This window comes from Glutamicibacter halophytocola (assembly GCF_001302565.1).
Taxonomy (GTDB): domain Bacteria; phylum Actinomycetota; class Actinomycetes; order Actinomycetales; family Micrococcaceae; genus Glutamicibacter; species Glutamicibacter halophytocola.
On the sequence record NZ_CP012750.1, the window covers coordinates 1,119,214 to 1,133,677 of the forward strand.

The 14,464-nt window shown below is 56.6% G+C and carries 15 protein-coding genes; 13 read left to right on the forward strand and 2 right to left on the reverse strand.

What is annotated here, in order from left to right:
- The first annotated feature begins 43 nt into the window (after positions 1-43).
- The 4 genes from AOZ07_RS05250 to AOZ07_RS05265 are packed head-to-tail and all read left to right on the forward strand — an operon-like array spanning position 44 to position 4,670.
- Entirely contained in the window at positions 44-1,561 is a 1,518-nt protein-coding gene (locus tag AOZ07_RS05250; RefSeq protein ID WP_060701036.1) for an ABC transporter permease, read from the forward strand.
- A 51-nt stretch (positions 1,562-1,612) separates the two neighbouring features.
- Complete coding sequence (locus tag AOZ07_RS05255; RefSeq protein WP_060701037.1) at positions 1,613-2,683, forward strand: ABC transporter permease; 1,071 nt, start codon at positions 1,613-1,615, stop codon at positions 2,681-2,683.
- Complete coding sequence (locus AOZ07_RS05260; RefSeq protein WP_060701038.1) at positions 2,680-4,377, forward strand: ABC transporter ATP-binding protein; 1,698 nt, start codon at positions 2,680-2,682, stop codon at positions 4,375-4,377. Before AOZ07_RS05255 ends, AOZ07_RS05260 begins: the two co-directional genes overlap by 4 nt.
- Before the next feature lie 8 nt (positions 4,378-4,385).
- A complete protein-coding gene (locus AOZ07_RS05265; RefSeq protein ID WP_060701039.1) occupies positions 4,386-4,670 on the forward strand; it encodes a hypothetical protein in 285 nt (94 codons plus the stop codon).
- Between the two features lie 75 nt (positions 4,671-4,745).
- On the opposite strand, the gene AOZ07_RS05270 is transcribed toward AOZ07_RS05265, so the two are convergent.
- Positions 4,746-5,207, reverse strand: a complete 462-nt coding sequence (locus tag AOZ07_RS05270) for a GNAT family N-acetyltransferase (RefSeq protein WP_060701040.1) — start codon at positions 5,205-5,207, stop codon at positions 4,746-4,748.
- Positions 5,208-5,276: 69 nt separating this feature from the next.
- Positions 5,277-5,894, reverse strand: a complete 618-nt coding sequence (locus tag AOZ07_RS05275) for a TetR/AcrR family transcriptional regulator (RefSeq protein ID WP_236995273.1) — start codon at positions 5,892-5,894, stop codon at positions 5,277-5,279.
- Between the two features lie 242 nt (positions 5,895-6,136).
- Here AOZ07_RS05275 and AOZ07_RS05280 point away from each other — a divergent pair, with 242 nt between their 5' ends.
- The 9 genes from AOZ07_RS05280 (at position 6,137) to AOZ07_RS05320 (ending at position 14,428) form a co-directional block, all read left to right on the forward strand.
- Positions 6,137-7,291 carry an acyl-CoA dehydrogenase family protein gene (locus AOZ07_RS05280; protein ID WP_060701042.1) on the forward strand — a complete coding sequence of 385 codons (1,155 nt, stop codon included), beginning with the start codon at positions 6,137-6,139 and terminating at the stop codon, positions 7,289-7,291.
- A gap of 81 nt (positions 7,292-7,372) precedes the next feature.
- Positions 7,373-8,587: a 1-deoxy-D-xylulose-5-phosphate reductoisomerase gene (dxr, locus tag AOZ07_RS05285; protein ID WP_060701043.1), complete on the forward strand. Its 1,215-nt coding sequence runs from the start codon at positions 7,373-7,375 to the stop codon at positions 8,585-8,587.
- Entirely contained in the window at positions 8,584-9,933 is a 1,350-nt protein-coding gene (locus tag AOZ07_RS05290; RefSeq protein WP_060701044.1) for a M50 family metallopeptidase, read from the forward strand. The genes dxr and AOZ07_RS05290 overlap by 4 nt, the downstream gene beginning before the upstream one ends.
- A gap of 23 nt (positions 9,934-9,956) precedes the next feature.
- Complete coding sequence (locus tag AOZ07_RS05295) at positions 9,957-10,256, forward strand: YciI family protein (RefSeq protein ID WP_060701045.1); 300 nt, start codon at positions 9,957-9,959, stop codon at positions 10,254-10,256.
- 115 nt (positions 10,257-10,371) lie between these two features.
- A complete protein-coding gene (arfB, locus tag AOZ07_RS05300; protein WP_060701046.1) occupies positions 10,372-10,794 on the forward strand; it encodes an alternative ribosome rescue aminoacyl-tRNA hydrolase ArfB in 423 nt (140 codons plus the stop codon).
- A gap of 119 nt (positions 10,795-10,913) precedes the next feature.
- Complete coding sequence (locus AOZ07_RS05305) at positions 10,914-11,468, forward strand: NAD(P)H-dependent oxidoreductase (protein ID WP_060701047.1); 555 nt, start codon at positions 10,914-10,916, stop codon at positions 11,466-11,468.
- Positions 11,469-11,610: 142 nt separating this feature from the next.
- Entirely contained in the window at positions 11,611-12,777 is a 1,167-nt protein-coding gene (gene ispG / locus AOZ07_RS05310; RefSeq protein ID WP_060701048.1) for a flavodoxin-dependent (E)-4-hydroxy-3-methylbut-2-enyl-diphosphate synthase, read from the forward strand.
- Between the two features lie 25 nt (positions 12,778-12,802).
- Positions 12,803-13,627 (forward strand): GNAT family N-acetyltransferase, encoded by an 825-nt coding sequence (locus AOZ07_RS05315; protein WP_236995274.1) that lies wholly within the window; start codon positions 12,803-12,805, stop codon positions 13,625-13,627.
- 114 nt (positions 13,628-13,741) lie between these two features.
- Entirely contained in the window at positions 13,742-14,428 is a 687-nt protein-coding gene (locus AOZ07_RS05320; RefSeq protein WP_194943808.1) for a hypothetical protein, read from the forward strand.
- The last annotated feature ends 36 nt before the right edge of the window (positions 14,429-14,464 follow it).

The window sequence follows — 14,464 nt, forward strand, 5'->3', positions numbered from 1 at the left end:
GGGTCTGCTCGCAACCGTGAGATGAAAGTAGGACATAAGAACCGTGTGGAAATTTATTGCTAAGAGACTGGGATCGGCACTCGCCGTGCTGTTAGCTGCCTCGCTCTTGCTTTACGTGTTGGTGATCAATGCTGGCGACCCGCTCAAGGACCTTCGCGAAAGTAACGCGGATAACCGAGAGTACCTGATGGCCCAGCGCACCCAGTATATGAACCTGGATCAACCGTGGTACGGGCGGTATTGGGATTGGCTGACCGGTGTGAGCAAGTGCTTCATCGGCCAATGCGACCTCGGCCAGAACATCAACGGTGTTGAAGTTTCCGGATTGCTTGCCAACGCGGCATCTTCCACATTGCGCCTCGTGGTGCTGGCGACCGTCATTGCAGCGATCCTGGGTATTGCCATTGGTGTGCTCACCGCGATCCGCCAGTATTCGGGCCTGGATTACCTGATCACGTTCATGACCTTCCTGTTTTTCTCGCTCCCGGTTTTCTGGGCAGCAGTATTGCTCAAGGAATACCTTGCAATTAGCTACAACGACTGGTTGGCTGATCCGCAGATATCGGTGGGGACGTCCATCGTTGTTGGCCTCGTTATTGCTGTGCTCCTTCAAATGTTCCTTGGCGGTTCGGCCAAGCGCCGCCTGCTGACCTTTGTTATCGCTGCCGTCTTCATCCCGCTTCTTTTGCAGTACAGCGTATGGCTGAACTTCTATCGTTTCCCGCAAATGGGCCCGGCGGTGATCGTCATACTGACCGCTTTGGTCGCCTTGAGCGCCACCGCCATGAGCGTTGGCCTGAAGGAAAAGAGAGTGCTTTATCCGGCACTGATTTCCGTCGCCCTGGTCTTGGCCGCGTATTACGCAACGTTCTGGATGCTCGCGACCCCGAACGCCTGGGTGCTATTGATCGGCTTGATCCTCGCTGTGGTCATCCCCGGCGCGGTTGGGCGGTTCATGGGAGGCCGCCTGCGCAAGGCCGCCATGACGGTATCCATCCTCACCGCAGTCGTCGGTGCAATGCTGACCGTAATGGACCACTTGTTCAGGGCATGGCCTGGATTCCTTGATCTCAAGGGACGCCCGATCGCCACGATTGGCTCTTCGACCGCAAACTTTGAGGGCGGCTTCTGGGATCACTTCCTGGACAATGCCACCCAGCTGTTAATGCCGACTATCATCTTGGCCGTCATTTCCCTGGCCAGCTACTCCCGCTACACACGTTCCTCGATGCTCGAAGTGCAGCGCCAGGACTACATTCGTACGGCTCGCTCCAAGGGACTGTCCGAACGCACCGTGATTTTCCGTCACGCTTTCCGAAACGCGATGATTCCCATCGCCACCATCGCCGCCTTCGACTTCGCCGGCCTGATTGGCGGTGCGGTCATCACCGAACGCGTCTTCGGGTGGAAAGGCATGGGCGAAATGTTCTCAACCGGTCTGGACCATGTCGACCCGGCGCCGGTGATGGCGTTCTTCCTCGTGACCGGCAGTGCTGCAATTCTGTTCAATCTGCTGGCGGATATCGTATACGCCATGCTTGACCCGCGTATCCGCGTTTAGGAGGCATGAAGCAATGCAAAACATTCATGTCTGCAACCCTAAGGAATATCGATGAGCACCACGAACAAAAATCCCAATGAGCAACTACCGGAGAACCTGACCTCGGTCGCCGAGGTGGAAGATGCCAAGCTGGCTCGGGCAGACGAGACCTCCAAGAGCCAGGGCCGCATCGTTCTTGAACGATTCATGGGCCACAAGCCGGCGATGGTGTCAGCCGTCATTCTGGTCTTCATTACCATCTTTGCCTTCAGCTCCATCGGTTGGGGCCCCCTGCCGGGTTGGTGGCATCAGTCCTTCTATGAAGCCGGACTCGTCGTCAACGGCGGCAAGCCGACCATGAGCCTGGTTCCAACCTGGCTTGGGGGAGAAGGCATTCGATGGGGTGAGCACCCCTTTGGCCAAGACTCCGTGGGCAAGGACTATTTTGCCCTCGTTATGAACGGCACTCAGAAGTCCATCATCATCGGTGTTGTCGTGGGCGTGGTGTCAACCGTGCTGGGCACGATTATCGGTGCTGTGGCAGGCTACTTCCGTGGCTGGGTCGACGAAGTTCTAATGCGCATCACCGACCTGTTTATCGTGATCCCGCTGCTGGTGCTTGCCGCAGTGCTGGGAAAGATTGCCGGCGCTTCCACTGGATCGATCATCACGCTGGCTCTGGTCCTTGGACTGGTGACGTGGACCGGTTTGGCTCGTCTGGTGCGTGGTGAAATCCTCAGCCTGCGCGAACGCGAGTATGTCGCTGCTGCACAGGCCATGGGCTCAAAAACCAGCCGCGTCATCTTCAAGCACCTAATTCCAAACACCATGGGCGTGATCGTGGTCAACGCGACCTTTGCCATTGCCGGCGCCATCCTTCTCGAATCCTCGCTGTCCTACCTCGGCTTCGGGGTCAAGGCTCCAGAGTCCTCCCTAGGCTTGCTGATTAGCCAGTACCAGAACGCCTTTACCACTCGTCCATGGCTGTTCTGGTGGCCGGGCATGATCATTGTGATGATCGCCTTGGCCGTCAACTTCCTCGGCGATGGCCTGCGCGATGCCTTTGACCCTCGTCAGCTGGGCAAGAAGCGTCGCCGTCGCGCCGGATTATTTGCCCTGCCAACTCGCAAGGAGAAGCCATGAGCCACGTAGCACCAACTGAAAACCAGGGCTCAGAAGGCTACGCACTGAGCTTCGAAAACCTCAACGTCACCTTTGAAACTTCCGGTCCCGATGTTCACGCGGTCAAGGGCCTGTCCTTGACAGTGCGTCCCGGCCAGGTGGTCGCATTGGTCGGCGAGTCCGGTTCCGGCAAGTCCGTGACCTCCACGGCCGCAATGGGGCTGCTGCCTGATAATGCAACCATCGCAGGCTCCGCCAAGGTCGGAAACATCAACGTGGTCGGCCTGGATGAGGGCAAGATCCGCAAGATGCGCGCCACCGACATCGCGATGGTGTTCCAGGAACCGATGACGGCGCTGAACCCGGTATTGACCATTGAACGCCAGCTAACCGAGGCCTTGGAACTCCATGACATTGCCTACGGCAAAGAAGCCACCGACCGGGCTATCGAGCTCCTGGATATGGTAGGCATTCCCGAACCAGCCAAGCGGATCAAGCAGTATCCGCACCAGTTCTCCGGCGGCCAGCGCCAGCGCATCGTGATTGCCATGGCCATCTCCTGTGATCCCAAGGTGATCATTGCTGATGAGCCCACTACCGCACTGGACGTAACAGTGCAGGCCGAGATCCTAGATCTGCTTCGTGAATTGAAGGACCGGCTGAATACAGGGATCCTGTTGATCACCCACAATATGGGTGTAGTTGCTGACATGGCCGATGAAGTCGCCGTGATGTTCCAGGGCAACCTGGTGGAGACCGGGACTGTGGACCAGGTCTTGTTACACCCGCGGCATGAATACACACAGCGGCTTCTGGCTGCCGTACCGCGTCTATCGGCTCCCATCGATATCGCCGAGCATGCTCCGCACAGCACGGCGACGGCACCGGCCGGACGTGAACTGGTGCTGGAAGCCAAGAACCTGGTGCTGGAATATGACATGCGCGGAACAGTTTTCCGCGCCGTGGAGAACGTGAGCTTTGATGTTGCCAAGGGCGAAGTTCTGGGCATCGTGGGAGAATCCGGATCCGGCAAGTCGACCATCGCCAAGGCTGTACTCGGCCTGTTGCCGGTGGCTGAAGGGACTTTGGCGGTCAAGGGGCAGAACCTCCCTAAGTTGTCTACTAGGCAGGCGCGCGCAGTGCGCAAGCAGATCGGCGTTATCTTCCAGGACCCCGCTGCTTCGCTCAACCCCCGCTTCCCGATTGGCGAATGCATCACCGAGCCAATGGTGGTGCACAAGGTGGGAACTAAGGCATCTCGCATCAAGCGTGCCGAGGAATTGCTCGATGCGGTTAAGCTGCCTCGCAACGTCATCAATCGCTACCCGCACGAACTTTCCGGGGGCCAGCGTCAGCGCGTGTGCATTGCCCGCGCGTTGACCTTGAATCCAGAATTGCTGATTGCCGACGAGCCAACCAGCGCGCTGGATGTTTCGGTACAGGCATTGGTGCTGGAAATGCTCCAGGATCTGCAACGGGACTTTAATTTTGCTTGCCTGTTTGTCAGCCACGACTTGGCCGTGGTGGACATGCTGGCTGATGCCATTGTCGTGATGCAATCTGGAAAGGCCGTGGAACAGGGAATGGTTGAGACCGTCCTCCATGCGCCATCCCATGACTACACCAAGCGATTGCTTGCCGCCGCTCCGGTGCCTGATCCACATATACAGGCTGAACGCCGCGCGGCATGGCGCTTGCTGAATAACAGCAAGTAACTACGTGCATGCAAGCAAGGAGCCGGGATTATTTCTGGCTCCTTGCCTGTTTTTTGAGTAGTTTTGCCTTGGACCGCACTGACTCTCCGGGAGATTTTATGGATTTAGCTTCCATTTTCATCGTCGCAGCGTTGATTGTGCTGTGCGCGTTTCCTTTTATCATCGGCGCATTCAGGGGACTCGATCGAAAGGCCGACGAGTTGGAAAGCCGTGACCCGGAAACGTCGAAAGCATTGCGCAAAGCACGTGAAGACATTGACCGCGGCAAGGGGTATTACGGACCTCGGCAATAATCACGGGTAAACGACCGCAGGAGCCGGCCCTCATGGGCCAGCTCCTGCGGTCTCAGGCTGAATAGAGCGTAAGTTCTAGTCCAGCTGCATTACGTTTTCGGTCACTACTTCGGCACGGGCGTTTGAGAAGATTTGCTCGGTGCCGATGGTCTTGAATCCGCGGCGTTCCAGGACCTTGATGGATCCCAGATTGTCCTGGACAACGTGTGCCGTCAGCGGGCGCTTGGTGTACTCGGCCAAGAAGGCATCCACAGCGCTGGTGGTAATTCCCTTGCCCCAGTACTTGGTGGAAGTCCAGAAATTGATCTCTGGGGTTTCACCGTCAAATACCAAGATGGAACCCACCACGTCGCCTTCGTGCTCGATGGTGCGAACCAGAACGGTCGGATCGTTCAAGATCGAGTTCCAGTGGTGGTCGAATACCGCGCGGTCGGCTGGGTTACGCGCCTGATAAGCGGCCATGAGGTTCGCCTCGGGTTCTTGCTGGTGAGCGAAGAATGCGTCCAAGTCGGAAGGGCGGACTTCACGTAGCTGCACGATAAAGGCCTTTCAATCGGGTGGGTCAGCATGCCGGTTTCGGAACGCTGCGGAACAATGGCTTGGGATCTACACTACCGGGGAAGTCAACGCGGCGAGTGCCATATTCGACAATAGTGGTTTCAAGCCTGATTTTTTGGTTCTGGGCGAGTGCGCCGAGTGAGCGGTTGAGTTGAGCAAACCGAAGACTGCGTGGGCCCGGAAACGGTGGGACTGCTTGCTACCGGCCGGATGCAATTTCGCCAGTTCATTGGTCCATAACTCGATGTAGGAGTTCTGGAGCTTGCGGACCAACAACAATTCGGCTTTCGGCAGCGACTTGAGATCGCGGTCTTGGACCTGCAGGATATCCGGGCGCGAAAGGGAAAAGTCGGTATGGAAATCAACTAGGCGCGAGAGGACCTCAAGCGGTGACCCACCCGCTTCGCAGGCCTTTTGGCCACCGGCATAGATGTCCTTGGACATGTCAACCAGCAAAGCGATAAGCACTGCCTGCTTGCCAGCAAAGTGCCGGTAGACCGCTGGACCGGATATGCCGCAGGCCGCGCCGAGGTCTTCCAGGGACACCCCTGCATAGCCGTGCTGGGCGAAGAGCCTGGTGGCTTCCCTTAACAGAGCATCACGCCGTTCTGCCTTGGCGCGTTCGCGGTCAGTTGGCTCGTTGAGTGGCTGGTACCTGCTCGCCATCACCATCATCTCCTTACGATTGCCAAGTTGAACTCTGGACAAGTGTGACGGGTGCCACTACTGTCAAAAATGAAGCTGTTTACGCACCAGTAGGCGGTAATCAGTTAATAATAATTAACCATACGCGCCGTGACTCTTGCTTCCAAGACGCTCGCGCGCTGGTCTCAGAAAAAGTCCAATATCGACATATTGCAGATCCAATAATTCGATATCGGTCCGTCCCTCAACGAAGAGAGAGCCTGATGATTAACCTCGAACTCGATGAACAGTACCAAGACCTGGTCAACATGGTCCGAGAATTCGCTCAAGAAGTAGTCGCGCCACAAAGCGCTGCCAATGATGCCAATCATTCCTTTCCCTATGACATCGTCAAGCAAATGGGGCAGATGGGGCTTTTCGGCTTGCCGATCTCCGAGGAATATGGCGGCTCAGGAGGCGACTATTTCCACCTGGCGCTCGCGTTGGAAGAACTGGGCAAGGTTGACCAGTCCGTAGCCATCACCCTGGAAGCCGGCGTTTCTCTTGGCGCCATGCCCATTTACCGATTTGGCAGCGAAGCTCAAAAACGGCAGTGGCTAGCGCCGCTGGCCACCGGCGAACGCATTGCTGGATTTGGACTTACCGAACCGGGCGCCGGCTCGGATGCCTCGGCTGCGCTCACCAAAGCAAAGCTGGAAGATGGACAGTGGGTGATTGACGGAGCAAAAGAATTCATCACCAACTCCGGCACCGATATCACTTCGCATGTCACGGCTACGGCCGTCACGGGGGTCGATGAGGCGACGGGGAAGAAGGAAATCTCGGCCATCATCGTGCCTACCGGAACCGAGGGGTTTACCGCCGAGAAGGCCTACGACAAGGTGGGCTGGCGCGCCAGCGATACCCATCCGTTGAGTTTTAATTCTGCGCGGGTACCCGAGGAGAATCTTTTGGGAGAGCGCGGACGCGGTTATGCCTACTTCCTTGAAATCCTGGACGAGGGACGCATCGCCATTGCCGCGTTAGCTACCGGCGCGGCGCAAGGCTGCCTGGATGAAGCCGTCAAGTATGCCAAGACGCGCACGACCTTTGGCACTGCCATTGGCAAGAACCAGGGTGTTTCATTCATGATTGCCCGCATGGCTTCTCGTGCACATACCGCGCGCTTGGCCTACTATGCAGCCGCTGCCAAAATGCTCGCTGGGAAGGACTTCAAAATTGAGGCCGCCCACGCCAAACTGATTGCCAGCGAAGCTGCCATGGACAATGCCCGCGACGCGACGCAGATCTTTGGCGGATATGGATTCATGAACGAATCCCTGGTGGCCCGTCATTACCGCGACTCCAAGATCCTGGAAATCGGAGAAGGGACAACCCAGGTCCAGCAGATGCTCATTGCCCGCAGCTTGGGGCTGTAGTTTTGCCGCAGAGCGCGCCGTGCCATGCACAGGGCGTGGCGCGCTTTGGGCGCTCACAGTTAGACGAACCATAATGGATGGGTGAGCTTCCAAAAAACTTTTACCCCGGCCGGACACCCCCGCAGGATCTCCCTGATCGGTTCTACAGGATCAATCGGCACCCAAGGCTTGGACGTCATTAGCCAGGCGCCGGAAAAATTCTCGGTGGCCGCCCTTTCTGGCGGATACAACTTGGAATTGCTCGCGCAGCAAGCGGTCAAATACCGCCCGGCATTGGTTGGATGTGCCAGTGACTCTGTGGATGAACTTGCCGCCGCCATAAAACGTGCAGCCAGCCAAGCCTCGGTCAGCGGCTACGAGCCAGAGCTGGTGGCGGGGGCGCAGGCGGCGACAACAGTTGCCGCGTTCAGCGAAGCAGACGTGGTGCTCAATGGCATCACCGGTGCCATCGGGCTGGCTCCTACCATTGCCGCGTTGGAAGCTGGACACTTGCTGGCTCTGGCCAACAAGGAATCCTTGATTATCGGCGGGCAGGTCGTCAAGCAGATCGCTGCGCCCGGGCAAATTTCCCCCGTTGATTCTGAACACTCGGCCTTGGCTCAGGCCCTTCGCTCAGGTACGCCAGAGGAAGTATCCAAATTATTGGTGACCGCATCGGGGGGACCTTTCTTTGGTTACACCTATGATCAATTGCGCGAGGTGACCCCTGCCCAGGCTCTAGCGCACCCCACCTGGGATATGGGCCGCATGGTCACGACGAACTCAGCGACCATGGTCAACAAGGCATTGGAAGTAATCGAAGCGCATCTGCTCTTCGACGTTCCGTTGGAGCGAATAGAGCCGGTGGTTCACCGCCAATCAATCATTCATTCCATGGTGGAATTCATTGACGGCTCGGTGATTGCCCAGGCATCTCCGCCAGATATGCGCCTGCCGATTGCCTTGGGCATCAATTGGCCGCATCGCGTTGCTGGCGCCGCCAAGGCCTGTGATTTCTCCAAGTCCTCCAACTGGACTTTCGAGCCTTTGGACGAAGAAGTGTTCTCGGCAGTCAAATTGGCGAAGCAAGCCGCTGCGGCTTCGGGTACCCACATGGCCGTCTACAACGCATCCAACGAAGTTGCCGTGGAAGCCTTCCACGATGGAAAGATTCGATTCAACGACATCGTCGAAACTATCGAGCACGTGCTCGATGACTACACTCCGGTGAACGCTGCACTCAGCGTCGAGACGGTTCTGGAAACCGACCGCTGGGCGAGGGCGCACGCTGCGAAGATTGTGGAGGCAAAAGCATGAGCGTAATTCTGTTCATTGCCGGCGTTCTTTTCATGGTGGTCGCCGTGGGCCTTTCCATCGCGCTGCACGAAATTGGGCACCTTGTCCCGGCAAAGCTCTTCAAGTTGCGAGTACCGCAGTACATGATCGGCTTTGGCAAGACACTGGTTTCTTTCAAGCGAGGGGAAACCCAATACGGGATCAAGGCGCTACCGCTGGGCGGCTACATCTCGATGGTGGGCATGTATCCACCACGCCCGGAGGCCGCAGACGAGCAGCCAGCCAAGAAGCCGGGCCTGTTCCAAAAAGTCTTCGGGCAGATGGTCGATGACGCTCGTTCCCAAGCCAATGAAAATGTCCGGCCGAGCGATGAAGGCCGCCTGTTCTACCAGCTTCCGGTCTACAAACGCGTGATCATCATGCTTGGCGGACCGTTAATGAACTTGGTGATCGGTTTTGTTGTCATTGCCATTGTTCTCACCAGCTTCGGGCAGGCTACACCGACGACAACCGTTTCCGAGGTGTATCAGTGCATCGCCAGCGCGCAGAATGCCGAGCAGACCGAATGCACGGACAAGGATGTTCCTGCGCCGGCCTATGAAGCTGGACTGCGCCCAGGCGATACCATCACTGCCATCAACGGCAATGCCGTAGAGCAGGGCGAGTGGAACAAGCTGACCGACGTAATCCGGGTGAACCCGGGGCAATCGATTACGCTCGATTACCAGCGAGACGGTCAAAAACGCACCACCACGTTGACCCCGTACCTTACTGATCGGCCAGCTACCGATGAAAATGGCTATGTGCTCACCGACGACCAGGGCAATTACATCATGACCAAGGTCGGGTTTGTTGGGATGAGCTCGTTGCAGCAGGACCTGACGCAGCCGCTGAGCGCCGTGCCTGGAGTTATTGGCAACCAGTTGCTGACCATTGGAAACGTCATACTGCACCTGCCGCAGCGCATGGTGGATGTGGCCCAGGCAGCGTTTGGCGATAGCCAGCGTGATCCAAATGGTCCTGTGTCAATTGTTGGCGTGGGACGAATTGCCGGGGAAATCAGCGCCGAAGATTCCATTTCTGTTGGCGATAAATTCGCGACCTTGCTTTCACTGGTCGGGGGATTGAACCTCGCCTTGTTCGCATTCAACTTGATTCCGCTGCTGCCATTGGATGGCGGACATGTGATTGGCGCCCTCTACGATGGCATCAAACGAATGTTTGCCCGGATCTTCAAGCTGAAAAAAGTTAAGCCTGTGGACACGGTCAAGCTGTTGCCACTGACTTACGTTGTTGTGGTGGCCATGTTGGTTATGGGCGGCCTCTTAATATACGCAGACATCTTTAAGCCAATACAACTGTTCTGACCCTAGGGAAATAAGCTGTAGCCATGACTGTTTTTGCTGTTGAATACGTTTACGCCGAGGACTCAGTTGAGCTGCGTAATGAACACCGTCCGGCGCACCGCGAGTACCTCGTAGGATTCGTCAACGAGGGCCCGGCCCGAGTCCTGGCATCGGGACCGACTCCTGCTACCGATGGCGCGTTGTTGATCATTGCCGCTGAATCTGAAGCCGTGTTGAACGAGCTGCTGGCCAATGATCCGTTCAACAAGGTCGGTGCGATTGCTCAGGCCAATATCACAGAATGGAACCCGGTCATCGGGTTGCTTCAGGAATTCTCGGCCTAGCGCGTCAGCGAGCTAAGCTCCCGCTCTTCTTTCGCAGAAGGGCGGGAGCTTATCAATTTAAGAATTTTTTTGAAATGATCACGTGACAGGCGCCACGGATCCGGGAGGGAGAATTATGGATCTGCACGTCAACGACAGCTTGAGCATTCCTTCCGCCGAGCTTGCCTGGCACTTCACCCGTTCCTCAGGTCCCGGTGGCCAACACGTGAATACTTCGGATTCCAGGGTCGAACTATCTTGGTCCATCAGTGCATCGCGCTCGCTATCTGCATGGCAGCGTCAGCGGCTGCTCGACAAGTATGCAGCTCGACTAGTCGCCGGATCCATAGTGGTGACGGCTTCGGAAGAACGGTCCCAGTGGCGAAACCGGCAGATTGCGATGGAGAAGCTGGGACGACTTGTCGACCAGGGACTTGCCGCGGATGCTCCGCAGCGAAAGGCCACCAAGCCAACCAGAGGGTCGCAACGCAGACGGCTGAATGCGAAATCCAGCCGATCCATCACCAAGCAACTTCGGAGAAAACCGGGGCAGGAGTAGAGGATATTGGCAATCGTGTTCTAGATCACTTTAATTCGCGGAATTGATGGGAATCACCGATAGTTGAAAATAGATGAAGCGTCAGCTTGTTTTGATTTTCTGATTTAGGAGTACATCCCATGGCCACTAAGGTCCTCACCCTCGTCGGATCCCTGCGTAACGGTTCGACCAACCAGCAGTTGGCAGAAGCAACCTCGCATAACGCCCCTGAAGGCATGGAAGTTTCCGTATTCAGTGGCCTGGAGAACATCCCTTTTTACAACGAGGACACCGACGTTGAGGGTGGCGTTCCAGCTGCCGCCCAGGCATTGCGCGACGCAGCAGCCGAGGCAGACGCGCTGATGCTGGTCACCCCGGAGTACAACGGCACCATGCCAGCTGTATTGAAGAACGCAATTGATTGGCTGTCCCGCCCGTTCGGAGCTGGTGCGGTTTCGGGTATGCCAACCGTTGTTGTTGGCACCGCATTCGGCCAGTATGGTGGCGTATGGGCTCAGAACGAGGCTCGCAAGGCACTGAACATCGCAGGTGCGAAGGTTCTGGAAGACGTCAAGCTGGCCATTCCGAACTCGGTCGTTCGCTTCGCCGAGCTGCACCCGAAGGACGACGCTGAAGTCGTTGAGCAGGTTACTACGGTGCTCAACAGCATCAAGGAAATTGCTGAAGCCAACTAGGCGCTTAATGGCTGAACGGCTTTGAAGTTGCGAGAAAGGCCACGGCGACCCCGTGGCCTTTCTCGCATGAGTACCCGCTCACCTCGATACGGTGACATACTTGGACTAAGAGATTTACCCACAATTTATTCGGAGGCGTCCATTGACTTCGGTCAGCCTAGGTATGCCGGCAGGCCCACCGCCGGTACTCGCACCACGTCGCAAGACTCGCCAATTCCAGGTCGGGTCGGTCGGGGTCGGCTCTGAATCGCCGATTTCGGTCCAGTCGATGACCACCACCAAGACTCACGACATCAACGCGACGCTGCAGCAAATCGCTGAGCTGACTGCTGCCGGTTGTGACATCGTGCGTGTAGCTTGCCCCACCGACAAGGATGCGGAGGCTCTGAGCATTATTGCGATGAAGTCTCAGATCCCAGTCATTGCCGATATCCACTTCCAACCAAAGTACGTCTTTGCGGCCATTGAAGCCGGATGCGGCGCCGTTCGAGTGAATCCGGGCAATATCCGCCAGTTCGATGACCAGGTCAAGGAAATCGCCCAGGCGGCCAAGGATCACGGCACCTCGATTCGAATCGGTGTTAATGCGGGTTCGCTGGACCGGCGTTTGCTGCAGAAGTACGGCAAGGCGACGCCTGAGGCATTGGTCGAATCGGCAGTTTGGGAAGCATCGCTGTTTGAGGAGCACGGTTTCCACGACTTCAAGATCTCGGTGAAGCACAACGACCCGGTCATCATGGTTCGTGCCTACGAACTGCTGGCTGAGCGCGGCGACTGGCCACTGCACCTGGGCGTGACCGAAGCAGGTCCGGCGTTCCAGGGAACCATCAAGTCCGCCACGGCTTTCGGTGCGCTACTTTCCAAAGGCATCGGCGACACGATTCGCGTTTCGCTTTCCGCTCCTCCGGTTGAGGAAGTTAAAGTCGGTAACCAGATTCTTGAATCGCTGAATCTGCGTCCTCGCAAGCTGGACATCGTCTCTTGCCCATCCTGCGGACGCGCCCAGGTAGACGTTTACACCTTGGCTGAACAGGTCACCGAGGGCCTTGAAGGCATGAAGGCTCCATTGCGTGTGGCCGTTATGGGCTGCGTTGTTAACGGGCCTGGCGAGGCCCGCGACGCTGATCTTGGAGTGGCTTCTGGCAATGGCAAGGGCCAGATTTTTGTCAAGGGCGAAGTCATCAAGACAGTGCCAGAAGACCAGATTGTTGAGACGCTGATTGAAGAAGCCAACCGTTTGGCTGACGAAATGGGACTGAACGATGACGAGAATCCTGCCTCGGGTTCTCCCGTGGTCTCCGTCAGCTAAAGACAGCCGGCGAAGCGACAAAAGGGTGCCGCGGACTCTGAACCGCCGTGACACGACGGCGCTCATCGAGCTGCTCGACCGCGACCCCGTCGCTAATATTTTCACCCGTTCTCAGGTGAACTTGCACCGTTCAGCTGCGCCGGATGGCTACGCCCGTATCGTCGGGCTCGATGGTGACGCCGGCCTCGAATCGGCATGTTGGGTAGGTGCCAATGTGGCGCCTACCCTCATGACCGAGGACGAGGCTAAAAAATATGCGCAGTATGCCTTGGAATCTCGGCAGCGCTTCGCCTCCGTCTTTGGTCCGGCGCAATCTGTGCTGGCCATGCATGAGGTACTACTCGAGGGCCCGCAAGAGATCTTCGATGTCCGGGAGAACCAACCTCTGCTGACTATTTCGCAGCAGCCCGCTGGAATCCGGCGCAACAATCTTCGTCCTGCGCGAATTCACGAATTCGATCTGGTGCTCCCAGCCAGTGCCGCCATGTTTGAAGAAGAACTGGGTTATTCCCCATTGGAAAACGGTGGAAGTTTTTATCGAAGCCGAGTCAGACAACTGATCCGCGACGCACATACCCTCATCGACTGCGATGACAACGGCGAGGTCGTCTTCAAAGCCGATTTGGGCACCGTGACTGACGAAGTTGTCCAGATCCAGGGTGTGTGGGTTAATCCCAAATACCGGGGGGTCGGCTTAGCCTCTGGGTATATGAGCGCAACGGTGGATTACGCCATGCAATTCGCGCCGATAGCCAGCTTGTACGTGAATGATTTTAATGTGCCTGCTTTGAAGACCTATCAACGTATTGGGTTTGAGCAGGTTGGCACCTTTGCAACGATCTTGTTCTAGGCAACGGCAGCTTGTACTTGCGGACGCGCAGGACCACTTTGGTCGCAATCTCGTCGTATTTGTCGATGATCTTCTAGACTCTAGAGAGTAAAGCTAAATGGGATAGGAAATTTTGTGCCCCAAGCCAATGGTTTCAAGTCGTATCTGGCCGTTGCTTTTTGCCTAGCAACGATGACATTGGCAAGCTGCAGCGCTGCTCAACCTGCACCTGAACCGACTCCTCAAGGGCCAGTGAAGATCAACGCTGACCAATTGCAGAAAATCCTTGAAGACTTCTCTAAAACAGATGCAAACGCCGCGGTCATCACCGATAAGAAGTTGCGGGCCACTATCCCGAAGGCCCAAGAATGGATTGAAAGCGTCAAAGTCAACCCGAGTAGATGCGGAGTTGCCTTTGCTGAGCCAGTAGCGGACCAACTGCAGAATTCCACGATGGGCGCCATCGAATTCGAGGACCGCTATCTCACAGTGGCCATCTACAAAGATCCACAAGTTTTGAAAAAGCAGTGGGACGCAAATGCCTCGGCCAATGAGCAATGCTGTCGCTACTCTGTCACCTCGGGCAATGAATCTCTCGCCTACCATCTGGCAAAGCAGCCAATGGACTCTGAAGCCGAACAAGATGAAAGCTACGTGGTTACCAGCAGTGACGGGAAAACCACCCAGCAACAGCTCATGGTTCGTGCCGCCAGGTCTAACGTGTTGATCGGCATCCAGCAACCCACGTCTCAAGGGCAAACACAGCAGCAAGTCCACGGCGCAGCAGCGACGATCAACGAATTGCTGAGCGAGCTGACCTAGAGAAATTAGCGGCGTGCTCTCAACTTTCTCTGCAAG